Origin of the sequence: Streptomyces sp. NPDC007157 (assembly GCF_040634235.1) — a bacterium.
Taxonomy (GTDB): Bacteria; Actinomycetota; Actinomycetes; order Streptomycetales; family Streptomycetaceae; genus Streptomyces.
In genome coordinates this window covers 199,030-222,967 of sequence record NZ_JBEYFE010000014.1, presented here as the reverse complement: position 1 = coordinate 222,967, position 23,938 = coordinate 199,030, and the positions used below count along the sequence as shown (strand labels likewise).

Here is a 23,938-nt window from a genome sequence, read left to right as displayed (position 1 = left end):
TTCAGTCCTTATGTTCCTTAGGTGCGGCCGGTGGGAACGGTGTCGACGCCGAACGGGGCCGGGTCCGCGCCGCCGAGAGCCAGTGGGCGAGCCGGCGGGGGGTCGGGTGGTCGAAGACGGTCGTCGCCCGCAGCCCGACGGTCCCGGGGAAGTCGGCGCGGAGCTCGGTGACCAGGCGCATGGCCAGGATCGATTGCCCGCCACCGGCGAAGAAGTCCGCGTCGACGCCGAACTCCGGGTCGTCGAGCAGGACCCGGAAGCGCCGCAGGACGGTGGGGAGGGGCTCGGATGCGGCGGAGGCGGGCGCGGGTGATTCGCCGGGGGCGGGGGCGCCGGGTGCCGGGGCCGCGCCCGGCCCGGACGGCCCGGACTCCGTCCGGCTCTCCGTGGCGAGCCGCGCGGCGAGGCCTCGGCGGTCGACCTTGCCGTGCGCGTTCTTCGGCAGGGCTCCCGTCCAGAACAGCCGCTGCGGGGCGGCCCAGCCCGGCAGTTCGGCGGTGACCCGGGCCAGCAGCCGGGCGCGCTGCTCGGCGGTGACCGGCAGCACGCCGTCCGGCGGTGTCGCCGGGGCCGGCCCGGCCGGGACCAGGCAGGCCAGCAGGGTGCTGCGGGTGCGGGCGTCCGCGAGGACGACGGCCTGGGCCACCGAGGGGTCCGCGGCGAGCAGGCGTTCCACCGAGGCGGGTTCCAGCCGGTGGCCGCGGATCTTCATCTGGTCGTCCACCCGGCCGTGGAACTCCACGTTGCCGTCGGGCAGGACGCGGCCGAGGTCGCCGGTGGCGTACAGCCGGCCGTCCCCGGGCCGGGGGCCGGCGACGAACTGCCGGGCGGTCCGCTCCGGGTCGCCGAGGTAGCCGGAGGCCAGCGAGGGCCCGCCGATGTGGATCTCCCCGACTTCGCCGGGCACCACGGGGTGCCGGCCGGGTCCGCGTACGCTCACCTCGGCGTTGGCGAGCGGCGTGCCGACGGGCACCTCGGCGGCGGCGTCCGCCAGCGGGCCCTCGTACATGGTGGAGGTCACCGTGCACTCGGTGAGCCCGTAGACGTGCACGAGCGCGGCCCGCCCGGCGCGCTCCCAGCGCCGCCAGTCGTCGGGATCCATCCGCTCACCGCCGACCAGCACCCGGCGCAGCGGGAGCGGGGTGGTCGTACCCCGGACGTCCAGCCAGTGCGCGTACTCGCGCCAGTACTGGGTGGACAGTTCCACGACGGTGACGTCGAGGTCGCGGAGCAGCGCGTGCAGGTCCTGGGGGTCCGGTACGGCGGTATCGGCACGGCAGACGACGGTCCCGCCCCGGGCGAGCACCGGGAAGACCTCCTCCACGACCACGTCGAAGCCGAGGGAGGCCAGTTGCAGCCACCGGTCCCCCGGGCCGAGCGCCAGCCGGTCGGCCGCGGCCAGGGCGAAGCCGTGCAGCGCGTCCCGTCCGATCTCGACGGCCTTGGGCTCGCCGGTGGACCCGGAGGTGAACATCGCGTACGCGGGACCGCCGGGCACGGCGGTACGGTCGCCCGGGTCGTCCCCGGGCGACTCCGGTGCCGGACCGTCCAGTTGGAGGCTCAGGTCGACCCACGGGGGCAGGTCCGTCCCGCCGGGCGCGGCACCCCGGCCCACGAGCAGGGCCGCGTCGACGCGGGCGCAGCGGGCGGCGCGGGCGGACTCGGGGAGGCCGTCCTCCAGGACGGCGAAGGCGGCGCCCGCGGCGAGCGTGCCCAGCATGCCGACCACGGCGTCCAGCGGGGCGAGGGCGCCCAGCATCACGTACCGGCCCGGTCCGGCCCCGGCCGCGGCCAGCCGTCCGGCCACGGCCCGTACCGTCAGATTGAGTTGACGGTAGGTCAGGGTGCGCCGCCCGTCCGTGAGGGCGGCGCGGCCACCATGCCGGGTCACCACCTCGCGCCAGAGCCGGGACAGGGCATCGGCCCCGGCCGCCGTGCCGGATGCCCCCGTCACCGGCCACCTCCGTCGCGCAGGAACGCGGAGAGTGTCTCCAGTCCGTCGGTGAAGTCCTTCTCGTCGCCGCCGAATCCGAGCCGTACCGCGCCCTCGACGCCGAAGGCGGTGCCGGGTACGAGCAACGTGCCGTACCGCTCCAGGAGTTCGGTGCAGAAGCGTTCGGAGTCCGGGACGCCGGGCAGTTCCAGCAGACAGCAGACCCCGCCGCTCGGGGGCGTCCAGGCGACCAGGCCCTCGTGCTCGGCGACCCATTTCTCCAGCACGGTCAGGTTGGCGCGGGCCTCGGTCCGCCGGGGACCGATCAGGGCGTCCGCCGAGCGCATCGCGGCGGTGGCGATCGTCTCCACCAGCGGGGAGAGGAACAGGGTGGTGCGGTCGCGCACGGTGAAACTGCGCTCGATCAGCTCCGGCGGCGCGGCGCACCATCCGACCCGCAGGCCGGGCAGCCCGAACGCCTTGGAGAAGGTGCCGTAGCTGACGGTCCGTGGGTACCGCGGGCCGGGGTCGGGCAGCACCGGGCCGTACCAGGCCATCTCCGCCGTCGCCGCGTCCCAGACCAGGACCGCGTCGATCTCCGCGACGCGGTCGATCAGCCGCCGGTAGGCGGTCGGGGTCAGGGTGACGCCCGTGGGGTTGTGCGGGAAGTTGACGATCACGGCCCGGGTGTCCGGGGGGATCGCCCGCTCCATGGCCCGGGGGTCGGTGTCGGCCGCGGTGAACGCGCCCAGGGACACCGGGTGCGGGACACAGCCGGCCGCCCGCGGGTAGTGGGCGAGCGAGTGGTAGAGCATGTCGGGCAGCACCACCCGGTCGCCCGGCTCGAGCAGGGTCTCCAGGGTGAGGGCGATGGCCTCGCTTGAGCCGTGGGTGACCATGACGCGGTCGGCCTGCCCGGGGAGATAGCGGTCGGCGATGGCCCGGCGCAGCTCGGGCGAGCCCTGCGAGGTGCTGTCGTCGACGAGGACGCCGTCCAGGTCCGTCGCCGCCAGGCCGGTCAGCCGGCGCAGTTCGGCGTAGGTGTAGGGGTGTACTCCGCTGGAGCTGATGTCGCGCTGCGCCTGCCCGAGCCGACGCCGGTACCACTCCTCCAGTACCGGAGGCTCCGCAGGGCGCGCCGCATTTAATTCCATTCGAGTCCGTGACACGAAGAAAACCTCATCGGATAAGGGCTCGTGAAAATCGGTGAAGAGCGAGTTCAGGCACACATAATGTGCCTCTACTCGACGGGGAGGAAATCGGTGCCGACTGCCCCAATTACATCAACAGGTGTGTGACGGTTACAAGTAACGCGAGTACGTGACAGGGTCCGCACCCGCGGTCGCACGGTCACCCCACAGCCACCTGGGCATCCGTTACAGCAGGCCGGAGCCGCGCGGGCGCGCGGGCGCCGGAGCGGCCACGCCTCGGGACGGTCCACCCGGCCGGCCGGGTCCCGGTCACTTTCCGGGGCCGTAGTGACCCGTCGAGTTTCCCATGGCACTATTGCCGCCATGCGCCCACAAATTCCGGTCGGCAGCATTCTGCGGCTGGGCGATTTCCGACAGATCTTTCTCGCGGACAGCATCAGTCAATTCGGCACGCAGATCCTGACGCTGGCCCTGCCGCTGGTGGCCGTGGTCAGTCTGGACGCCTCCCCGCTGGAGGTGGGGGCCCTGTCGGCCGCCGAGTCGCTGCCCTATCTGCTGGCGAGCGTCCCGGCCGGCGTATGGGCGGACCGGGTGCGCAAGCGCCCGCTGCTGCTCGCCACGGACACCGCCCGCGCCGTGCTGCTGCTGTGGATTCCGATCGCCTGGTGGACCGGCGTCCTCACCGCCTCCCAACTCATAGTCGTGGCCTTCGCGTTCGGGCTGCTCACGGTCTTCTTCGAGGTGGGGTACGCGAGTTACGTGCCCTCGCTGGTGCCGCGGGAGCGGCTGATCGACGCGAACACCCGGCTCCAGGTCGTCCAGTCGGTGGCCCAGGCCGCGGGCCCGGGTATCGGCGGGGCCCTGGTGCAGGCACTGGCCGCGCCGGTGGCGGTGCTGGTGTCGATCGGCGGCTATCTGTGGTCGGCGGCCTGTGTGCTGCTCGTCCGGGGCCGGGAGCCGGTGCCCGTTCGCGTCGACGGCGAGGCCGCCTCCTGGCGGAAGGACGCCGCCGAGGGACTGCGCGCGGTCCTGGGCGACGTGCTGCTGCGGCGGACCTCCCTCAGCACCGCCTGCTTCAACCTCTTCTGGAGCATGGGCACTCCGATGATCCCGGTGCTCCTCGCCGGTCAACTGGGCCTGAGCGCGGGCGTGATCGGCCTGCTGCTGACCTTCGAGGGCGTCGGCGGTCTGCTCGGCGGCGTGCTGGCCGCGAAGGTGGCCCGGCGGCTGGGGCACGGTCCGGCGATCTGGACCGCCACGCTGGTGGCCGGCTCGGGGTTCACGCTGGTGCCCCTGGTGGACACCGGCTGGCGGCTGTCCCTGGTCAGCCTGGGGCTGTTCGTCTCCTCGACGGGCATGGTCGTCTACAACGTCATCGTCGTCACCTTCCGGCAGTCCATCACCCCGGACCGGCTGCTCGGCCGGGTCAGCGCCTTCAACCGGCTGCTGGTCTGGAGCACCCTGCCGCTCGGCGCGGTACTGGGCGGCCTCCTCGGCCAACTCCTGGGCGCGCGAACGACGTTGTGGATCGCGGGCATCGCGACGACGCTGTCGTTCCTGTGGATCTACTGCTCACCGCTGCGCACCCTGCGCGACATCCCCGAGGGATACGTCCTGGGCGGCTCCCTGCCGGGCGCGGCGCCGCAGCCGAAGGCCGACGCCGAGGAATCGACGGACGGCGGGGCCCGCGAACCGGTGACCGGTGACCGGCAGCCGACGGCCGCCACGACCGACCGGACGGAGTCCGCGTGACGCTCACCGATCCCCGTGAAGTCCTCGCCACCGCCCTGGAGTCGGCGGCGATCCGCGGACTGTCCCTGCGCCCGGGGACGGCGGTCCTCAACGACGCGGGCTGGGACTTCTGGGTGGTGGAGGTCCAGGACACCGACGGCACCGAGTGGATCCTCCGGCTGCCACGCCGCAACCGCAGTGCCGACCTGATCGCCGTCGAGGCCGCCGTGCTCACGGCGGTGCGCCCCGCGCTGCCGGTCGCCGTCCCGCGCTGGGAGCACGCCGACCGCGCCTTCATCGCCTACCGCAGACTCCGGGGCGCCCCCGCCGGGGCGGAGGACCAGGACGGCCTCCGCTACGAGTGGCACCCCGCGGTGGGCGCCGGCCGGCCCGGCACGGACTATGTGACCTCCCTCGCGGCCACCCTCGCCGCCCTGCACCGCGTGCCGGTCGAGGAGGCCGTGGACGCGGGCGTCCCGCCCCGTGAACCGGGCAGGGTGCGCGAGGAGTTGGAGAGGACGCTCGGAGAGGCCCGGACCGCCGTGCCGCTCCCCGAGCGCTGGTACGCGCACTGGCGGGCCTGGCTGGACGACGACCGGCACTGGGCGCACGGCGTCCGGCTCACCCACGGCGACATGCACCCGGGACACACCCTCGTCGGTCCCGGCTCGGAGGCGGTGACCGGGGTCCTGGACTGGACGAACGCCGCCTTCGACGATCCGGCCGCGGACTTCGTCGACCAGTACCTGGCCGGCGGCCGCCCGCTGCTCGACCGGCTGTTGTCGGCGTACCGCCGCGGCGGTGGCACGATCCGGCCGGGGCTGCGGGAGCGCGTCCTGCTGCGTGCCTCGTTCCGCTGGGCCCACGTGGGGCTGCTGGGCGTACGCACCGACCGACCGCCGCTGACCGCGGTGGCCCTTGAACGCCTCGCCGCACCACCGCCGGAGCCGGGCACCGCCCGGAAGCCCATGACACCGCCGGGCCCCGCCGCCCCGTACCGACCCACCCGATGACGACACCCACCCCGCACACCGGTTCCACCGAGCCCTAGAAGGAGAACGAAGCGATGACCATGACCGACGACGTCCACGCCCAGGCCCTGAAGCTGGCCCGTACCTACCTGGGCCAGGACGGCCTGGACGGCGGCTGGTTCGAGCTGGGCGGCTCGTCACTGGACGCGGCCCGCCTGGTCAGCTCCCTGGAGCACGACCACGGCTGGGAGATCGCCCTTCAGGACCTCCTGACCGCCCCGTCGGTCGCCGAGCTGCTCGCCGCCCCCGTCACGCCCGCGGCCTCCGAGGCTTCGGAGTCACCCGCCGCACCCGCGCCCGCACCGGCCGCCGCCGCCCCGTCCGCTCAGACCACCGGGAGCGCTCCGGGCGCACCGGCTCCCGCCGAGGTCGCGGCCACGCCCGCCGCTTCCTCCGGCGTCGACGTCCTGTGGCCCGCGCTCGCCCGGCTCTCCGCGGCCGACCGGCTGGCCCTCGCCCACCGGTTGCTCGGGGAGGTGCTGCGCGAGTCCGGCGATCGGCACTGACGCCCGACAACCGGCTCAGGACACGGAGGTGAGGAACTTCAGCATCGCGTCGTTCACCTCCACGGGCCGCTCCAGATACCCGTAGTGCCCGCAGTCCGCGATCTCCGTGTACCGGCCACGGGGCAACGCCCCGGCGACCTCCTCGCACAGGTGCGGCCGTACGACGATGTCGTCCTGGAAGCCCAGTACCAGGACCGGCACGGGCACCCGGGCGAGCGCGGGGAGCCGGTCCTCCGGCTCCCCGTCGGCCACGGCCGGCACCGGGGCCGGCGCCGGGGCCGTCCCGGCGCGCTCGGCCGCCTCGAACAGGTCGAGCCAGTCGAGCATCTCGTCCTCACGGCGCCAGGTGGCGGGCGAGAGGTTGAGCACGGCGCGCAGCCAGGCCGCGTAGCGGGGAGGCAGGCGCATCCCCTCGGCCGCCAGCTCCCGCTCCGCGTCGGCCATCGCCCGGCCGGACAGATCGCCGCGCCCGCGGGTGGCCATCAGCACGGCCCCGGTCACCAGGTCCGGCCGGGCCAGCATGAGTTCCTGCACCACCTCTCCCCCGAACGAGGCCCCCACGACCCGGCACGCACCGATGCCCAACTCCCGCAGCACCTGGGACAGTTCCTCCGCGACACGACGCGGCCCCGGCGACACCGGCGGTACCGGCGGTACCGGCACCACTGACAGCTCCGACGACACCGGTGGTACCGGCGCCACCGACTGCTCCGACAGCCCCGACGGCTCCGAGGACTCCCGCACCGGTCTGCGGTCGAAGCTGAGGACCCGGAAGCCGGCCGCACGCAGCGCGGGCACCTGGTACAGGTCCCAGACCCGCCCCGGGGCCCCGCTGCCCGCGACGAGCAGCACGGGCTCCCCCTCACCCTCGTCCCGTACGACGAACTCCGCGCCCTCCACCGGCAGCGTGCGCACGCGCCCTCCTCGCAGTCGGTCCCCGCGCCGATGACCGGCCCCGCCGGCCCCCGACCAGCCGCCATGCTAGGGCGGCCCAGGTCAGGGGCCAGGTGCGGACGGACTCACGATCGCCACTTCGCACCGTTCTCCCGTTATGTCCCCTCCTCCTCTTCTTGCACGACAGCTTGATGACCGGCCTGCCGGCCTCGCTGGGCCCCACTCCCGGGCCAGGATTTCCTCCCGGAGGGCCGAACCCGGCAGACCCGGCTCTCCGGGCATCGCCCGGGATCCCTCTCCCGACTCGCTCACCCCCGGCACCGCGCACCACGAATGCGCGGTCCGGCGCCACCGGAGACGGCTACTCGCCTCACGACCAGGAGGGCTGCAAGCGAATGGACCACGCTGTCACCGCCCCGGCCGCGCCACTGAGCCGACGGGAGCGACAGGTGCTCGTGCACATGGCGGACGGGCTGACGTACGACGCGATAGCCCAGCGCATGGCACTCAGCCGGCACACCGTGGACACCTACATCCGGCGCATCCGGGCGAAGACCGGCGCGCGCAACCGCATGCAGTTGCTGATGTGCGCCCTGCCGCTCATGGCCGGCTCGGCCGGCTCGGCACCCGAGCCGACCCACCACGACTGAACAGCGCGTCCTTTCGGCCGCTTCGGCATCCCACCGAGGCCGGAACCCGATCACGGAGCAACAGAGACCGTTCCGTTGCCGTCCAAGATCACGGGGGATTCGGTACGACGGTGCGCCCCGGCACCGCAGCGCCACTCGAAGAAGAACGAAGCACGGGCAACGAGGCACCAGTACAGGAGATTTGTGATGAAGCGTCTGATCTGCGCACAGCGAATCCGGATCTGTGCGGCGGTCACCGCCCTTGTGGCATTCGGTTTCCTGGGGTTCGCCCAGCACACGGAGACCGTACGGCCGCAGTCCGTCACGACGGCGGGCTGCATCCCCCAAACCCGCTGTGACGACACGTCCTGGGGCGGCTGACCACACCAGGACAGCTCACGGGCCCGGTCACGCCGCGGACTCCCCCGCCGCGGCGCGACCGGGCCTTTGCGTTCACACCCGTCCGCGCCCACGGCGGACGTGGCAGGTCCGCGCCCTTCGCCGTCGCCTGCGCGCCGCCCCCCGCGCACGGTCACCCGTACAGGACGCAGCCCGGCAGTCCGGGAGGTGGGGCTCAGCCGCCGCGCCGCACCCGGGCCGCCTCGCGGGCCTCCGCGAGCTTGCGGGCCTCGCTGCTCTTGCGGGACGGCCTGCCACCGGAGCCGCCCTTCGCGTCCTTGGTGCTGCCCAGGCCGCGGAACGGGGCGTTGTGGTTCTTGGGGCGCGGTACGGCCGGCCCGCCGTCGAGAGGCTTTCCGGAGGGGGCCTTGGCGCCGGTGATCCGGCTCAGCTCCGCCTCGCCGGACCGCACTTTGGTGACCTTGGGGGCGACGTCGGCGTCCGACATGACCTGGCTCGTCTCGCGGCGCTGTCCCGACAGGGCGAGTGTCACGACGGTGCCGGAGCGGCCGGCCCGGGCCGTGCGGCCCGCGCGGTGCAGATAGTCCTTCGGGTCGGTGGCCGGGTCGACGTTGACCACGAGGTCGAGGTCGTCGACGTGCAGGCCGCGTGCCGCGACGTTCGTCGCCACCAGCGCGGTGACCTGCCCGTTCTTGAACTGGGCCAGGGTCCGGGTGCGCTGCGGCTGGGACTTCCCGCTGTGCAGGGCGGCGGCCGCCACCCCGCTGGCCCGCAGATGCCTCGTGAGCTGGTCGACGCCGTGCTTGGTGTCCAGGAACAGCAGGACGCGGCCGTCCCGGGCGGCGATCTCCGTTGTCACGGCGTACCGGTCCGGGCCGTGCACGACGAAGACGTGGTGTTCGATCGCGGAGACCGCGCCGGACGCGGGGTCCACGGAGTGGACGGCGGGGTCGCGCAGGTAGTCCCGCACCAACTGGTCGACATCGCGGTCGAGGGTGGCGGAGAACAGCATCCGCTGCCCGCCGGGGCGCACCTGGTCCAGGGCTTCGGTGACCTGCGGCAGGAACCCCATGTCACACATCTGGTCGGCCTCGTCCAGGACCGTGATGCGCACCTGTCCCAGCCGGCATCCCTTGCGGTCGATGAGGTCGTGCAGTCGGCCGGGCGTGGCGACGACGATCTCGGCGCCGTCCCGCAGCACGGCCGCCTGCCGTCCGATGGACACTCCGCCCACCACGGTCGCCAGCCGCAGCCGTAGTGCCTCGGCGTACGGGGTGAGCACCTCACCGACCTGCTGCGCCAGCTCCCTGGTGGGCACCAGAACGAGCGCCAGCGGCTCCTTGGGCTGCGCGCGCCGCCCGGCCGTCCGGGCGAGCATCCCCAGGCCGAAGGCGAGCGTCTTGCCGGATCCGGTGCGGCCCCGGCCCAGGACGTCCCGTCCCGCGAGCGCGTTCGGCAGTGCCGCCGCCTGGATGGGGAAGGGCACCCTCACGCCGTGCTCGTCGAGCGCCCGCAGGATCTCGGCCGGCAGCCCCAGCTCCGCGAAGGACGCCGCCGGGGGCAGAGCCGCGGTGGCGCCCGACGCCTCGGGCACCTCATCCTGCCGCCGGGCGTCGGCGCGTGCTGATTCGCTCACAGAAAGCCTTCCTCCGAAGGGACCGTACCGAGGAAGGCGCGGCGGGGACGCGGCCACGGGCCGGGGGCCACGGACCGGGCACCGACACAGCGACGCTGCAAACGCCCCACGCTAGCACGGGGCCCACCGGCCGGGCGTCCCACGGCCGCGCCCGTTCGGAGCGATCGCCACCCGCTTCGACAGACCCGCCGACCGCTACCGTGCCGGGCTCGTCACCGTGGCGAGGACGTCCTGGCCTCCCCGGTCCTCCGGCTCCGCGAACCAGCCGGACGATCATTTGTCGGACACGCTGTGCCGGCGGATGAGGGCTGCCGTGACAACGGCGCCGGCTCAGGCCCCGTTGAAATGCTCGTCGACGAAACCCGGCTTGGCGTCGTCGATCGCCTGCCGGTACCGCTCGGCGATGTGCTCGGGGTCGAACGGGGTGCCCGGCTCGACCGCCCCGTTGACCGTGAGGGTGAGGACCCGAATGCCGTCGTCGGCCAGCTGGGTGCCCAGCAGGTTCGCGACCCCTCGCAACCCCAGCTTGCCCAGGGACAACGTGGCGACGCTCGGCTGCGGCCGGTCGGCCAGACCGCCACCGGTGAACAGCAACGTGCCCCCGCCGGAGGCTTGCATGGCCGGCACCGCGACCTGGGCGGCCACCACCCCGCCGACGACGTCGACGGTGTAGGCGCTCAGCAGGTCCTCGGGCGTGGCCGACAGGAGGTCGTCGGGCGTCAGCCGGGCAACGTTGTACAGCACGACGCCGGGCGGGTTCGGGGCCGCGTAGAGCGAGCTCAACGCCTCGCGCAGCTGCCCGGGGTCGGCCGCGTCGACGCGCACGACGGCCACCTCGGCCCCGGTTGAGCGCAGGTCGGCGGCGAGCTCCTGGAGCTTGTCCGGATGCCGGGCGGCCAGGGTCACCCGGTAGCCGTCGCGGGCGAAGCGACGGGCGGTGGCGGCACCGATGCCGGGGCCGGCACCGATCACGAGCAGGTGGCGTGCGTCGGCGGGATACGGCGAGGGGGACGTGACGGCGGACACGGTAGGGGCGCTCCTTCAGGGCAGGGTGCACAGGGCCGATGGCCGTATCGTTTCGGGCCTCAAGACTGGTATCAAGTCACTGCTGATGCTAGTTCCAGAACCGAGCAGGGGCCTGCTGTCCCCCGGAGGATCCTGATGGTTGTGTACACCGTGCCGCGGCCCGAGGAGCCGGTCGTCCCGTCGCCCGGTTCCGGAGATGCCATCGGTCCCGAGAGCCGCGGCGACTCCGACGGCGCGGCTGTCCGGCGCCGGGAGCTTGCTGTCTTCCTGCGCAGTCGCCGCGAGCGCATATCACCGGGCGAGCTCGGAATCGTGGCGGTCGCTCGGCGGCGCACCCCCGGTCTGCGCAGGGAGGAGGTCGCTCAGCACGCCGGGATGAGCGTCACCTGGTACACGGCCCTGGAGCAGGCCCGCGACGTGCGCCCCTCGCCTCAGGTGCTCAACGCGCTCGCCCGCACGCTGCGCCTGGACCACGACGAGCGCCACCACCTCTACCGGCTCGCCGGTGCCGCGGACGACGCCGTGGTCACGGAGTGCAACGCCGTGAGCGCCGAGTTGCACGCCGTGCTGGACAAGCTCGACCCGTACCCCGCCTGCGTCCAGAACGGCAAGTTCGACCTGCTCGCCTACAACAGCGCGATGCGCCTGCTGATCACCGACCTCGACGAGGTGCCGATCGCACAGCGCAACTGCGTCTGGCTCACCTTCACCGAGCCTCGCTGGCGCGAGCGCGTCGTCGACTGGGAGCAGGCCGCGGCTCGCCAGGTCGCGAACCTGCGCGTCGCCATGGCCGAGCACGTCGACGACGGCCGGTGGAAGGCGCTGGTCTCGCGGCTGCGCGCGGAGTCGTCGGAGTTCGCCGAACTGTGGGACCGGCACTCCGTCCGCGGTGTCGACGCCGGTGTGCTGCGCCGGATCGACAACCCGGTGACCGGTCGCATGACCTTCACCGTCTCCAACACCTGGGTCGCGCCCGGCTCGACGACCCGGCTGCAGGTGCTGCTCCCCGCGGACCCGCACACCGTCGAGCGGCTGACCAGGCTGGTCGCCGACGCCGGCTGAGCCCGTCCCGCGCTCAGCCCGGCCCGGTCGTCGGGTCGGTCCCCCGCGGCGCAGCAGACCGGCCTGGGCGGCATCGGCCACCGTCTCGCCGTTCGCCCCTGGTCAGCGGCACATGCCCGGCGATCGGCCGCGGCGGCGGATCAAACCGTTTTGGGTCACGCCACTCCTGCGGTCCGCGGGCGGTCACACGTCGACCGCGACCCCGGTCTGTCCCGGTCGCGCATGCAGGTGGGGCAGGGTGAGCGAGCCGGCCGCGATCGCGAGCATGATCGCGGCCTGGACCGCGAGCGACACCACGAAGGCGGTGCCGACGCCGGTCCTCTCGAGCCCGACGAACAACGTGCCCAGCGTCGCCACCCCGAGCGCCAGGCCGGACTGTTGCACCGTGGTGACCACACCGCCCCCCACCCCCACCAGGTGCTCGGGGACGTCGAGCAGGATCAGCCGGAAGAGGCAGGCGAAGACGAGCGCCTGGCCGGCCCCTGCCACCACGAGTCCCGGTGTGAACGCCCAGTAGTCGGTGTGCGGCCACGTGGTCACAGTGACCAGGACGAGCACCAGGAGGCCGAGGGCGACGGCCACCGCGGCGACGGCGACGACGCGCCGGGCGTCGAACCGGGCGATGGCGCGCGGCGCGGCGAGGGACCCGGCGAAGTAGGCGACCGCCAGCGGGAGGACCGCCAGACCCCCGCCGAGCACGCCACTGTGCAGGCCCGTCTGAACGGTGAGGGCGAACACGAACATGAAGGCCCCGTAGGCGAGCATGAAGGGCAGGTGCATCGCGAAGCCGCGCCGCATCGACCGCAGCCGCAGCAGCGAGGGAGGCAGCAGCGGCACCCGCCCGGCCGCCTCGGCGCGGCGTTCGACGACGACCGTCGCCGCCGCGAGCACCGGCACCAGCGCGCCCCAGCTCCACGGGGGCATCCGGTGCCCGCGATGTCGGCGGTCACCGGCAGGCCGCCGACGAGCTGGCCGACCACGATCGCCGCGCCCGCGGCGGAGCAGTGACCGGCTCGAAGCGGAAGCATCGGGTCGACAGGGCCGACAGGCCGGCCCGACGGCACCCGCCGTTTCGCGTCGCGGCTGCTGACCAGGCGCTGGTTCGACCGTGACGAGATCCGTGGCGAGGTCCGTGACGAGGTCCCCGAGCGATGGCCGATGGTCTTGTCAGACGGCCTTGACGACGGTGCCGGTGCCTTCGAGCGCGGTGACCTCGTCGACGGGTGCTGCGGTGTCGGTGACGAGGGTGTGCAGGAGTGTGGAGGGACCGACGTAGGCGTAGGCGGTGTGGCCGAGCTTGCTGCCGTCGGTGGCGACGATGACGCGGCGCGTGGCGGCGATGCCGGCCTTCTTCACGGCCGCGTCGTCGAGGTCGTAGGCGGTCAGGCCCTGGGCCGCGCTGAGACCGCAGCAGCCTATGACGGCGGTGTCGAAGCGCAGTGCCGCCAGGGACGCGAGGGTGAGGGGGCCGGTGAGGGCTCCCTCGGCGGCCCGTGGCTGTCCGCCGGGCACCATCAGCGTGGCCGGGCCCGGGCCCTCGCCGAATACCTGGATGGCCTGCAAGGACAGGGGCATCACGGTGACCGGCCGCCGGCGCAGCAGGTGGGCGATCTCCAGGCAGGTGGTGCCGCTGTCGAGGAGGACGGTCTCGCCGTCGGCGATGAGCGAGGACACCTCGGCCGCGATGCGGCGCTTGGCGTCGACGGCCTCGTGAGCACGCAGCGCGAAGGGCGGCTCCTCGCCCCTGAGCAGGAGGGTGCGCGCGCCGCCGCGGACCCGCTCCAGGACGCCATGCCCGGCCAGCGCGTCGAGGTCGCGCCGGATGGTCATCTCGGAGGCGCCGGTCAGTTCGGCGAGTTCCTGGACCGTGATCCTTCCCGTCTCTCTGACGGCCTGCGCGATCATCCCGTGCCGGTCTGCGGTGCTCATACCGCGATTGAACACCACGCGAAACGAACATTCAATGTGTGCGAATTGACAGTATTCAACCGCTCACGATGTTCGTTACGGTGCCTGTCATGAACGATTCGCCGCGAGCCGCCCGAATAGCGACCTTTGTCTACTTCAGCCTGTGCGGAACCCTGATGGGCACCTGGGTGGTGAACATCCCCGCCGTCGAGGAACGCGTGGGCATCAGCCACGCGACGCTCGGGGGACTGCTGGTGCTGCTGGGGCTGGGAGCCTTCATCGGTATGCAGGTGGCCGGGCGTCTGACCGACGCTCTCGGGGCGCGCATCGTCGTTCCCGCCACCGGCGTGCTGTGCAGCGCGGCCCTGGTGCTGCCGGGTCTCCCCCGGGAGCCGTGGACGCTGGCAGCTGCCCTGTTGGTCTTCGGATTCTGCAACGGCTGCCTGGACGTGAGCATGAACGCGCACGCCGTGCACGTGGAGAAGGCGTACGGCCGGCCCGTCATGTCGGCCTTCCACGCCACGTTCTCGGTCGGCGGCGTCCTCGCCGCGCTCGTCGGAGCGGCCACCGCGAGCGCCGGCCTGAGCCCGGCCGCGGGCATGGCCGCCATGGGAGCCCTCGGCATCGCGATCGCCCTGGTGTCGGCACGTGCCCTGCTGCCGACCGCACCCACCGCTGCCGACACCGGCGCACGGGAGACCGAGCAGGCGCCGGCCGCCGGGCGCCGCGCCACCAGCGGGCGCATCTGGATCCTCGCCGCCCTGGCTCTCATGGTCATGCTGTGCGAGGGAGCCGCCAACGACTGGAGCGCGCTGCACCTGAAGGACGTCCTCGGCGCACCCGCGAGCACCGCCGCCTTCGCATACGGCACCTTCGCGGCGGCGATGACCATCGGCCGGCTGCTCGCCGACCGCCTCGTCGCCCGGTTCGGGTCCATGGCGATCCTGCGGTACGGCGCGGCGACGGCTGCCGTCGGCAGCACGATCGTGACCGTCTCCCCGTGGATCTGGGCCGCGTTCGCGGGGTGGGCGCTGTTCGGTCTGGGGCTGTCCGGCTGTGTCCCGCAGTTGTTCAGCGCGGCAGGGCATGCCGACCCCTCCGCCGCGGGGGCCAATGTCTCCCGCGTCGCCGGGTTCGGCTATGTCGGGATGCTCGCCGGCCCCGCGGTCATCGGCTGGCTGACCCACCTCGTCGCCCTGAACCACGCCTTCGTACTGCTGATCCTGCTGTGTGCGACCACCGCCGTGGCGGCCGGGATCCTGCGGACCGGATCCGACCGCACGCGCGAGATGGCGGCAAGCAGCCGCTGAACACCCCTCGGGATCCGGAGGAAACCACGATGATGTCCACCGACCGCGGCATCGTGCTGTTCGACCTCTTCGGGGTCATCGCCCGCCATCAACGCCCGGGCGCCCTGGGAAAGATGGCCGCCCGCTGTCACACATCCGCCGACGCCTTCACCACGGCCTACTGGGACTGCCGCCCGCCCTACGACGCCGGTCGGCAGTCCGCGCCCGAATACTGGACCGCGGTACTGCGCCGGCTGTCCCTGTCCGTCGACGCCGACACCATCGAGGAACTGCGCCTCACCGACATCGACAGCTGGTCACGCGTCGACGACGGGATGGTCGCCTACGCCCGGTCCCTCCGCGACGTCGCCGAGGTCGCCCTGCTGTCCAACATCCCCTCGGACCACGCGGACGCGTTCCTCGCCGCGCAGCCCTGGCTGCGCCATCTGGACCACGTCGCCTTCTCCGGGAAGATCAAAGCGGCGAAGCCGGCCCCGGCAGCCTTCCATCACTGCGTCGTCGCCATGCGGGCCGCACCGGCCGACTTCCTCTTCGTCGACGACCGCGAGGAGAACGTACGCGCCGCGCGGGCCACGGGGATGGACGGACACGTCTTCACCGCTCGCGACGAGCTGGCGGCCGTCGTCGACACCTGGTTGCGGTCTCGAGGACTCACGCGGAACGACACATCCGTCACCACCTGACTCCTGGACCCGCTGCTCTCCGGTTGCAGTGACCCGGTTCGGGTTCTTTACTAGTAGGTACAAATCTCACCGAAGCGTGCGGTCCGTGAGGCCTCGTGGCGGAGCATTCCGTCATCGACGAGGCGTCACAAGGTGGACGGGCATGAATGGCCGCGTGTCGGCGTGCCGTGCTCTCCGCGGGTCGGGCCGGAGCAGAACCGAGCTGGATACCGCCGTGGAAACCCTCGGGAACCGGGTCGTCGGCATCCAGAGCAGTGTCTCGAATCGCCCTCGATTTTCGAGAAACGACGAAGCGAGGAGTCGTGTCCCATGCTCGCCATTCACCTCACCCGGTTCGGGGAGCCGGAGAAGAGCCTGAAGGTGGTGGAGGTGCCGGAGCCCCCGGCTCCCACCGCCGGACAGGCGCTGGTCCAGGTCGAGTACGCCCCGCTCGACCACCACGACCTTCTCCTGGCGCAAGGTGTCTACCCCGTACGCCCCGAGCTGCCGACGGCCATCGGAAACGAGGGCGTCGGGACGGTCGTGTCGGTAGGGCCCGGTGTCGGGGAGGTCAGCCCCGGCGAGAGGGTCCTGCTTCCCTTCGGCGTCTTTTCCTGGTCCGAGCAGGTGGTGGCCGAGGCAGCGGACCTGACCGTCGTGGACAAGTCCATCAGTCTGGAACAGGCGGCGATGCTCGCCATCAATCCCGTCAGCGCGGGGCTCCTGGTCGGCCTGCGTGACCTGGCGGCCGGTTCCTGGGTGGTGCAGAACGCGGCCAACAGCGGAGTGGGCCGGTCTGTCATCGTGTTCGCCAAGGAACGAGGGCTGCGCACGATCAACATCGTGCGACGCGTGGAACTCGTGGGCGAACTCCGCGATCTTGGCGCCGACATCGTGGTGGTCGACTCGGCGGACGCCGGCGCGCGTGTGCGGGAAGTCATCGGCTCCGATCCCGTGCTGCTCGGTCTCGACGGTGTCAGCGGTGCGGCGACCGCACTGTTGCTCGACGTGCTGACCGACGGCGCCCTGCTGGCCATCTACGGGTATGTGAGCGGCCTGCCGTTCACGCCCGATCCTGACGTGTTGAGGACGAAGAACATCACCACGACGGAATTCTGGATGTACCAGGACGAGTTCCTTCCCCGGCTTCCGGCTCTGAACGCGGAGTCCGCGCGGCTGGTCTCCGAGGGCAGACTCGTCCTGCCCTCCGCTCCCGTCTACAGGGCAGCGGATTTTCCCGAGGCACTCGCGCATTTCCGGGAGAAGGGCAAGGTCCTCCTGGACTTCAACCCGCATCGCGCGTAGGCGCCGCCGCACCTGCCGCCGAGGCCGGGACCATCCCGGCAGGAAGCGGCCGGAGCCGACCACACAGCCGCCGCCGGAGCGCCGGCACGACCCCCGACACACGATTGGGTGGGCAGCATGGCCGCACAGAGCACCATTGGCATTCTCGGCGCGGGAGAGATCGGCCGGGCCGTCGCCGACAAGGCCGTCCGTCACGGACATGAGGTACTCATCGGCAACAGCCGGGGCCCGGAGACACTCAAGGCAGTCGTGGAGCAGTTGGGGCCGAAGGCCCACGCGGTGACGGCCGAGGAGGCGGCGCGGCCGGACCTCGTCTTCCTCGCGGTGCCGTTCTCCGCGGTGCCGGACCTGACCGGCCTCACCGACTGGTCCGGGAAGACGGTCGTCGACACGACGAATCAGTTCGCGGCGGCCAACCCCTGGAGGGGCCGGTACGACGTCGGCGACCTCACGGGCAGCGAATGGGTCGCCGAGCGCCTTCCCGGAGCGCGGATCGTGAAGGCGTTCAACAGCGTGTTCGCCGCGTTCATCGCCGCGGACCCCCAGCACGCGGAAGGCCGCCAGGTGGTCTTCTACGCGGGCGACGACGCCGACGCGAAGGCGGCCGTGGCGGGCTTGCTCGACGAATTCGGATTCGCCGCCCTGGACCTCGGCGGGCTACGGGAGGGAGGCCGGCTGATGCAGCTGGACGGAGCACTCAGCGCGAAGCACCTGCTGCTCATGGACGTCGGCTGACGCCCCGGCCAAGCCCCATGCACACCAGCGCACAGGAGGACGATCATGAACCGTCGTGTCGTCTACACCCGCGGCGGGTCGCCCGCCGACGTCCTGACCGTCATCGAGGAGCCCGAACCGGAAGCACCCGTGCACGGTCAGGTCCTCATCCGCACCACGGCCTTCCCCGTTCACCGTGGTGATCTCCTGGCCGTGGAGGCCTACCCCGGGACGGCACCTGAGCCGGTTCCGGTCGGTGTCGAGGCCACCGGCGTGGTGGAGGCCATCGGCCCGGATACGCGCGTGGCTCAGGGCGTCGAGGTCGGCGGCCGGGTAACGGTCTTTCCCCTGCCGGGGGGATGGTCACAGTGGATCCTGGCGGACGCCGGGACCGTCGTCCCCGTGCCTGATGAGCTGTCGGACGAGGTCGCCGCGCAGATGCTGACGAACCCGCTCACCGCGGTGATGCTGCGCCGTGAGGCGGAGCAGCACGTGGCCTTGGGATACGACGGCTATGTGGTGCAGGCCGCCGCCGGCTCGTCGGTCGGGCGGCTGGTGACGGGCGTGATGCAGTACCACAACGTGGGCCTGGTCAACGTCGTCCGCAGCGACCGCGGTGCCGCCGAGCTGCGCAAGCGGTTCCCGGACGTCCCGGTCGTGGCGACGGAGAATCCGGGCTGGGCCGACGAGGTCCGCACGGCAGCCGGCGGCCGCCCGCTCAGTGTGGCCTTCGACCCTGTCGGCGGGCAGCTGACGGAAAGCCTTCTGGACCTGTTGGCGCCGGGCGGCAGGCTGGTCGTCTACGGGGAACTCGCCGGGGAGCCGATCTCGGTGCATGCGTCGACGCTGCTCTACCAGTCGTTGACGGTGCGGGGCGCGAACCTGGGCCGGTGGCTGTGGGAGGCATCCGCCGAGAGGCGGGCATCGGACGCGGTCGCCGCGACGCTGATCGCGCTGGCGTTCAAGGACCAGTTCGACGTGGCCGCTACATACGACCTCGGCGAGCTGGCCACCGCCGTGAAGCACGTGGTGCAGCCCGGCAAGGTCGGCACCATCCTCATCCGCCCCTGACAGCCGCTGCTACCAGGGCGGAGTCCTGCAACTTCAGTTAGGGAAGCGAGATGGCAATGAACGTGGACGACGTCCGGGAGCTGGCGCTCTCTTTCGCCGGAGTGAGCGAGTCGCGTCCGTTCGCCCCGGACCGCGTGGTGTTCAAGACGGCGGCGAACAACAAGGTGTTCGCCATCCTCAGTGGCCATGAGTTCCCGGACGACCAGGTGACGGTCAAGGCCGATCCGGAGCGGGTCACCGAATTGCGGAACCGCTTCGAGGCGGTGCACCCGGCGTACAAGCTGAACAAGCGATACTGGGTCAACATCTCGTTGGCCGGCGATGTCCCGGACGAACTGATCCGGGAGCTGATAGGGGACAGTCACGACCTGGTCGCACCATGAGCCCCGCGTCTCGGCAACCCGGCAGAGGCGGTGCTGGGTGACGGCGCCGAGCGGTCCTCCAGCCGATCCGGCGCCGGATCGCTCGTGGACACGCGGGGAAGAAGGGTCAAGGCCTGCTCGGCAGCCCCGATGACAACCTCCGCTGCGGCTCCCGCCCTGCCCAGGGCCTCCAGTCCCCGCAGCACAGCAAGGAGAAGGCTCGCGAGCCCGTCCGTGTCCGCCTCGGCATCCAGCGAGCCCTCCTCCTGGGCCCGGGCGAGGCAGTCCGCCAGCTCGCTGTGCATTCCGCGGACAGTCGCAGCAATCCGCTCGGCGACGGTCTTGTCGACTGCGGCGAGTTCCGTGGCGCTCCTGGCCATCATGCAGCCGCGCCGTGCCACGTCCCTGCTGATCGCTTCGGCGACGTCGCACACAAAGCGCTCAAGCTGTGGGAGGGCCGGTCCCGGGCCGCGCAGAGCCGAACGCCAGGCTCCGATCGCGTCACTGTTGTAGGTGTCCAGAGCCCGCAGGAACAGGGCGTGTTTGTCTCCGAAGGCCCCGTACAGGCTTCCGCGTCCCAAGCCCGTGACGGCGCTCAGATCGTCGATGGAGGTGCGGTCGTAACCGTGGGACCAGAACTGGTCGCGAGCAGCCCGAACAACTTCCTCGTCGTCAAACTGCCGAGGCCGGGCCATGCGAAAACTGTACGCCGCGTACGGGGCATTACGGGGCGAAGACAGGGCGGTACGAACCTGCCCCGTGAGAAACCTCCGCCGGCAGCGGGCCAAGCCGTCTTCCGGCCTCGCATCGCGGCCACGCTGACATGTGGCGGCCGTATTCAGACCTGGACCAGGCCGCCGTCGACGAAGAGTTCGGCCCCCGTGGTGAAGGAGCTCTGGTCCGAGGCGAGGAAGACGGCCGTGGCGGCGACTTCGTCGGGGCGTCCGATCCTGCCGAGGGGAATCTCGTCGGCGAGACGGTCCGCCAGCTGCTGTTCGCCCTTTGCCGGGCTGCCCAGACCGCGGATGCCCGGGGTCTCTATCGGTCCCGGGCTGAGGGCGTTGACCCGGATGCCGCGCCCCGCGAGTTCGGCGGCCCAGGTGCGGGCCAGGTTGCGGATGGCCGCCTTGGTGGCGCTGTAGACCGTCATGGCCTGGACGCCCATCGACGCGTTGGTGGACGAGAGCACGATGACCGAGGCCCCGTCCGGCAGCAACGGGAGTGCCTTCTGGACCGTGAAGATCGTCCCCTTGACGTTGATGTCGAAGGTCGAACGGTACTGCTCCTCGGTGATCTCCTCCAGTCGCGCCAGCCCGCCGCCGCCGGCGTTGGCGACGACGACGTCCAGCCGTCCGCTGCCTCCCTGGATGATCGCGAACAGCTCATCCAGAGCGTCGAGATCCGAGACATCACTCTGTACGCCGATGGCCCGTCCCCCGAGGGCTTCCACAGCCGCGTCGAGTTCGGGTTTGCGTCGCCCTGTGAGGTACACGGTGGCGCCCTCGGCGACGAACCGACGCGCTATGGCCAGACCGATCCCGGTCGAGCCGCCGGTCACCAGGCTGATCTTCCCATCAAGCTGTCCCATGATGTCCACATCTCCCTTGTGGCGACTCGACCAGAGACCGGCTGAAGGCCCGGCGCACCGGCACGCGGCAACTACGCCCTCACCGACGGCGGAGTCCTCCGGCGTCCTGTCTCACGGGCCGCATGGTTCGGTCAGATCTGTACCTATGAGTAAAGAATCCTCGGCGGGGTGCTGCAACCGGAGGGGTACTCGCCTGCGGAGTGTCGACCTCCGGAGCGATGAAGCGAACTGAATACCACGCGACCGGCAGCAAGCGGACGACGTCGACGATGACGGGACCCCTCTCATGCCACACATCACCGCGTTCGCCAGGAACCAGTGGTACAGCTAGCACATTTTCTGAACTGCGCCTGTGCGGGGGCAATGAGGCTGTGACCTGCTAGGTCGGGTTGCAGAGGCGAGCGGAGGCAAGTGGCGACTCTGGCCCGGCTTCGGCTCGTCTCCGGTCTAGCTGTGATGGGGACGCCTGCCTCTGATCCGGGGCCAGTTGATCTTCTCTCGCCTAACGGTGGCTTTAGTGGTCGTAGGCGGTCAGTGCGCGCACGACTGGCCGGCCGCGCATGAAGCTGGCTCCCCTCATCAGGCCCGTTGGAATCGATCTTCTAGGCTGGCGCGGTGACTGATGAGCAGGAGTGGGTGCAGCCGTCGGGAGTGTGGGCCACGGCGGTGGGGGTGGCCAGGGTGCGGGCGCTGGAGACCGAGCGGGAGAACGCGCTGTTCCGCGACCCACTGGCACAGGCCTTCGCCGCCGCCGGAGGCATGTGGCCCTCCTCGCCGCCGCTGCCCGATGACGAGGCCGCACGACGCCGCCGGCTGGCCGTGTCGTTCTCCATCGCCATCAGGACGAAGTTCCTCGACGACCTGTTGCAGCAGGCCTCCGTGTCCGGGGTCCGGCAGGTCGTGCTGCTCGGCGCCGGCATGGACAGCCGGGCCTTCCGGATGGAGTGGCCCGAGGGCACCCGGCTGTTCGAGGTCGACACCGCCGCGCCGCTGGACTTCAAGGCTTCGGTGCTGCGCCAGGAGCGGGCCGTCGCGCGCTGTGAGCGGATCACCGTCGCGGTGGATCTGCGTGAGGACTGGCCAGGCGCGCTGGCCGCCGCAGGACACGACCCGGCGGTGCCGACCGTGTGGATCGCCGAAGGACTGCTGATCTATCTGCCCGAGGATGCGGTGGAGCTGCTGCTGGCCCGGATCAGCGCGCAGTCGGCGGCAGGCAGCCGGATGGGGCTGACGTTGGGCTCGCGCGGCGTGATCGAGCGCTTCGGCGCGGACGCCGTGCCGGGATCGGCGGCCTCCATGTGGGTCTCGGAGATGCCCGACGACCCGGTGGGCTGGCTGGCCGGGCACGGCTGGGAGGCCGACAGCCACACCCTGCGCGAGCGCGCTGCCGCCTACGGCCGCCCGATCAGCACCCCGCCGCAGCGCGAGGAGCGGCCCGGCGGACTGATCTCGGCGGTCCGCCGGTAGAGCGCCTCCCGGTTCCCCAGATGTGGGCACGGGGCCGCCCCTGCGCAAGGCGGCCAACTGGATGTCCCACCTCGACCTCGAACGGACGACCTCGGTGTGGTCGCACTGGCTGCGCGGCCTGGCCCGCGGTGAGTGTGTCGGCCTGCACCGTCCACTGCCGGCCCTGCTCCTCGACGGCGACGAACACCTGGTGCTTCCGCTTGGGCCGCCGGTAGGCGGCGTTGAAGGCGTCGACGTCGGTGGCGTCCGGGAGCAGGCCGGGCGGCCACGGTGTGGGCAGCGGTTGCATGCGGATCACCGTGCCGGAACGAGGAAGTACGCGGGGTACCCGATGCCGGAACGGTCGCCCGCCGACGCGGGTGTTCGGTCAGTCGGGTGAGGGCGGGGCGGTGGCAGTACCCGTGAGGGTGTCGAGTTGGGCGGCGAGGCCGGGGTGGGTGGTGGTCAGGTAGGGGCGGGTGGCGTTGAGGGGGTGTATGAGGTCGGCGGGGTCGTTGTGGGCGAGGGCCGCGTGGAGTTGGCCGAGCGGGCCTCCGGCGGCGGCGGGAAGGTCGGTGAGGGCGGTGATCTGGCCGGCGACGCGGCGCAGGTCGGCGGCGTTGCGTCGGGCCCATTCGGCTTGGGTGCGGTCGGCGGCGCGGCGTTCGCGGGTGGCCTGTACGCGTTGTTCGCCGGTGGTTCCGGCGGCGCCGGGCCGGCCTCGCAGGTAGCGGCGTTCGGCGGCCTGACGGCTGGCGACCCCGAGAGGGTGGGCGAGGTCGGCCCAGCTGGCTCCCGCGCGCCGGGCCGTTTCGATAAGGCCGGTCTCCCATCCGGCGAGTTGCTCGCGGACCTGCCGCAACAGCAGCAGGGAGGCCAGGGTCTGCTCCGCACCGGGGCTGGGGGCGGGGGTGTCGGAGGTCTCCTGCCCGGCGGCGTGCAGGGCGTCGTCTATGGCGTGCAGGGCCGCCGCTGCGGCGAGGAACGAAGCCGGGCTTCGGCCATCGGCGCTGGACGGGGCCGGCTGGTCGGCTGCTGTCACGGGCACCTCCCTCAAGTTTGTCATCGACTGGACGACACTTTGTTTGTCATCCATTGGATGACATGTTACAACGGTGTCAGTGAAGCGCATTGGCAGCAACTGCCCGAACCCGCTGGAGGTGTTTTCACGATGTTGATGCGCACTGACCCCTTCCGTGAGCTGGACCGGCTGGCGCAGCAGCTGATGGGCCCGGGCACCTGGTCGCGGCCGTCCCCGATGCCGATGGACGCCTACCGCGAGGGCGACCGGTACGTGGTGGCCTTCGACATCCCCGGCGTCAGCGCCGACGCGATCGACATCGACGTCGAGCGGAACATGCTGACCGTCAAGGCCGAGCGCCGGCCCGTGGCGAAGGCCGACGGCATGCAGATGGAACTGTCGGAGCGGCCGCTGGGTGTCTTCTCCCGCCAGATCGTGCTGGCCGACACGCTGGACACCGAGCACATCGAGGCCGACTACGACGCCGGCGTGCTCACCCTGCGGATCCCGATCGCGGAACGCGCCAAGCCCCGCAAGATCGCTATCGGCGGCGGATCCGGCCGCGGGGAGATCTCCGGCTGACTCAAGGCGA

Annotated in this window: 24 protein-coding genes; 14 read left to right on the top strand and 10 right to left on the bottom strand. The window is 71.9% G+C overall.

Translation table 11 applies throughout. The features are described 5' to 3' along the window. Position 1: 1 nt before the first annotated feature. On the bottom strand, positions 2-1,954 hold the full coding sequence (locus ABZ642_RS25745; protein ID WP_360488518.1) for a non-ribosomal peptide synthetase: 1,953 nt from the start codon (positions 1,952-1,954) through the stop codon (positions 2-4). Beyond that, positions 1,951-3,087 carry a capreomycidine synthase gene (gene vioD, locus ABZ642_RS25740; protein WP_360488515.1) on the bottom strand — a complete coding sequence of 379 codons (1,137 nt, stop codon included), beginning with the start codon at positions 3,085-3,087 and terminating at the stop codon, positions 1,951-1,953. Before vioD ends, ABZ642_RS25745 begins: the two co-directional genes overlap by 4 nt. 360 nt (positions 3,088-3,447) lie before the next feature. Between vioD and ABZ642_RS25735 the strand changes: the two genes are divergently transcribed. The 3 genes from ABZ642_RS25735 to ABZ642_RS25725 are packed head-to-tail and all read left to right on the top strand — an operon-like array spanning position 3,448 to position 6,352. Continuing rightward, positions 3,448-4,836: an MFS transporter gene (locus ABZ642_RS25735; protein WP_360488512.1), complete on the top strand. Its 1,389-nt coding sequence runs from the start codon at positions 3,448-3,450 to the stop codon at positions 4,834-4,836. Beyond that, entirely contained in the window at positions 4,833-5,828 is a 996-nt protein-coding gene (locus ABZ642_RS25730) for a macrolide 2'-phosphotransferase (RefSeq protein WP_360488509.1), read from the top strand. Before ABZ642_RS25735 ends, ABZ642_RS25730 begins: the two co-directional genes overlap by 4 nt. Before the next feature lie 53 nt (positions 5,829-5,881). Next, a complete protein-coding gene (locus tag ABZ642_RS25725; RefSeq protein WP_360488506.1) occupies positions 5,882-6,352 on the top strand; it encodes a phosphopantetheine-binding protein in 471 nt (156 codons plus the stop codon). 15 nt (positions 6,353-6,367) lie between these two features. On the opposite strand, the gene ABZ642_RS25720 is transcribed toward ABZ642_RS25725, so the two are convergent. After that, positions 6,368-7,267 (bottom strand): alpha/beta hydrolase, encoded by a 900-nt coding sequence (locus tag ABZ642_RS25720; RefSeq protein WP_360488503.1) that lies wholly within the window; start codon positions 7,265-7,267, stop codon positions 6,368-6,370. Between the two features lie 374 nt (positions 7,268-7,641). Between ABZ642_RS25720 and ABZ642_RS25715 the strand changes: the two genes are divergently transcribed. Both ABZ642_RS25715 and ABZ642_RS25710 read left to right on the top strand, forming a co-directional pair. Beyond that, positions 7,642-7,896, top strand: coding sequence for a helix-turn-helix transcriptional regulator (locus tag ABZ642_RS25715; protein WP_360488500.1), 255 nt, complete (start codon positions 7,642-7,644; stop codon positions 7,894-7,896). Between the two features lie 186 nt (positions 7,897-8,082). Continuing rightward, positions 8,083-8,256: a hypothetical protein gene (locus ABZ642_RS25710; RefSeq protein ID WP_360488497.1), complete on the top strand. Its 174-nt coding sequence runs from the start codon at positions 8,083-8,085 to the stop codon at positions 8,254-8,256. Between the two features lie 193 nt (positions 8,257-8,449). Here the strand turns inward: ABZ642_RS25710 and ABZ642_RS25705 are convergent, their stop codons facing one another. Beyond that, complete coding sequence (locus tag ABZ642_RS25705; protein ID WP_360488608.1) at positions 8,450-9,829, bottom strand: DEAD/DEAH box helicase; 1,380 nt, start codon at positions 9,827-9,829, stop codon at positions 8,450-8,452. Positions 9,830-10,201: 372 nt separating this feature from the next. Beyond that, positions 10,202-10,897 (bottom strand): SDR family NAD(P)-dependent oxidoreductase, encoded by a 696-nt coding sequence (locus ABZ642_RS25700; RefSeq protein ID WP_360488494.1) that lies wholly within the window; start codon positions 10,895-10,897, stop codon positions 10,202-10,204. A 135-nt stretch (positions 10,898-11,032) separates the two neighbouring features. On the opposite strand from ABZ642_RS25700, the gene ABZ642_RS25695 reads away from it, so the two are divergent. Next, the gene (locus tag ABZ642_RS25695; protein WP_360488492.1) at positions 11,033-11,959 is read left to right on the top strand and encodes a helix-turn-helix transcriptional regulator; all 927 of its coding nucleotides are present in this window, start codon (positions 11,033-11,035) and stop codon (positions 11,957-11,959) included. A gap of 183 nt (positions 11,960-12,142) precedes the next feature. Here ABZ642_RS25695 and ABZ642_RS25690 read toward each other — a convergent pair whose 3' ends face one another. Together ABZ642_RS25690 and ABZ642_RS25685 are read right to left on the bottom strand one after the other, a co-directional pair. After that, positions 12,143-12,883: an MFS transporter gene (locus ABZ642_RS25690; protein ID WP_360488489.1), complete on the bottom strand. Its 741-nt coding sequence runs from the start codon at positions 12,881-12,883 to the stop codon at positions 12,143-12,145. A 243-nt stretch (positions 12,884-13,126) separates the two neighbouring features. Next, complete coding sequence (locus ABZ642_RS25685) at positions 13,127-13,888, bottom strand: DeoR/GlpR family DNA-binding transcription regulator (protein ID WP_360488486.1); 762 nt, start codon at positions 13,886-13,888, stop codon at positions 13,127-13,129. Positions 13,889-13,977: 89 nt separating this feature from the next. Here ABZ642_RS25685 and ABZ642_RS25680 point away from each other — a divergent pair, with 89 nt between their 5' ends. From ABZ642_RS25680 to ABZ642_RS25655, 6 genes are all read left to right on the top strand, one after another. After that, entirely contained in the window at positions 13,978-15,177 is a 1,200-nt protein-coding gene (locus ABZ642_RS25680) for an MFS transporter (protein ID WP_360488483.1), read from the top strand. 32 nt (positions 15,178-15,209) lie between these two features. Next, positions 15,210-15,860, top strand: a complete 651-nt coding sequence (locus ABZ642_RS25675; RefSeq protein ID WP_360488605.1) for an HAD-IA family hydrolase — start codon at positions 15,210-15,212, stop codon at positions 15,858-15,860. 309 nt (positions 15,861-16,169) lie between these two features. Next, complete coding sequence (locus tag ABZ642_RS25670; RefSeq protein WP_360488481.1) at positions 16,170-17,144, top strand: zinc-dependent alcohol dehydrogenase family protein; 975 nt, start codon at positions 16,170-16,172, stop codon at positions 17,142-17,144. A gap of 117 nt (positions 17,145-17,261) precedes the next feature. Next, entirely contained in the window at positions 17,262-17,879 is a 618-nt protein-coding gene (locus ABZ642_RS25665) for an NAD(P)-binding domain-containing protein (protein ID WP_360488478.1), read from the top strand. 45 nt (positions 17,880-17,924) lie between these two features. After that, entirely contained in the window at positions 17,925-18,929 is a 1,005-nt protein-coding gene (locus tag ABZ642_RS25660; RefSeq protein WP_360488475.1) for a zinc-binding dehydrogenase, read from the top strand. 50 nt (positions 18,930-18,979) lie between these two features. After that, on the top strand, positions 18,980-19,312 hold the full coding sequence (locus ABZ642_RS25655; protein ID WP_360488472.1) for an MmcQ/YjbR family DNA-binding protein: 333 nt from the start codon (positions 18,980-18,982) through the stop codon (positions 19,310-19,312). Here ABZ642_RS25655 and ABZ642_RS25650 read toward each other — a convergent pair. Both ABZ642_RS25650 and ABZ642_RS25645 read right to left on the bottom strand, forming a co-directional pair. Beyond that, positions 19,291-19,986 carry a TetR family transcriptional regulator C-terminal domain-containing protein gene (locus ABZ642_RS25650; RefSeq protein WP_360488469.1) on the bottom strand — a complete coding sequence of 232 codons (696 nt, stop codon included), beginning with the start codon at positions 19,984-19,986 and terminating at the stop codon, positions 19,291-19,293. The genes ABZ642_RS25655 and ABZ642_RS25650 overlap by 22 nt on opposite strands. A 143-nt stretch (positions 19,987-20,129) precedes the next feature. Next, positions 20,130-20,879 carry an SDR family oxidoreductase gene (locus ABZ642_RS25645; RefSeq protein WP_360488466.1) on the bottom strand — a complete coding sequence of 250 codons (750 nt, stop codon included), beginning with the start codon at positions 20,877-20,879 and terminating at the stop codon, positions 20,130-20,132. A gap of 651 nt (positions 20,880-21,530) precedes the next feature. Between ABZ642_RS25645 and ABZ642_RS25640 the strand changes: the two genes are divergently transcribed. Then, positions 21,531-22,346, top strand: coding sequence for a class I SAM-dependent methyltransferase (locus ABZ642_RS25640; protein ID WP_360488602.1), 816 nt, complete (start codon positions 21,531-21,533; stop codon positions 22,344-22,346). Between the two features lie 367 nt (positions 22,347-22,713). Here ABZ642_RS25640 and ABZ642_RS25635 read toward each other — a convergent pair whose 3' ends face one another. Then, positions 22,714-23,367: a type III effector protein gene (locus tag ABZ642_RS25635; protein ID WP_360488464.1), complete on the bottom strand. Its 654-nt coding sequence runs from the start codon at positions 23,365-23,367 to the stop codon at positions 22,714-22,716. A gap of 129 nt (positions 23,368-23,496) precedes the next feature. Between ABZ642_RS25635 and ABZ642_RS25630 the strand changes: the two genes are divergently transcribed. After that, the gene (locus ABZ642_RS25630) at positions 23,497-23,928 is read left to right on the top strand and encodes an Hsp20/alpha crystallin family protein (RefSeq protein ID WP_360488461.1); all 432 of its coding nucleotides are present in this window, start codon (positions 23,497-23,499) and stop codon (positions 23,926-23,928) included. The last annotated feature ends 10 nt before the right edge of the window (positions 23,929-23,938 follow it).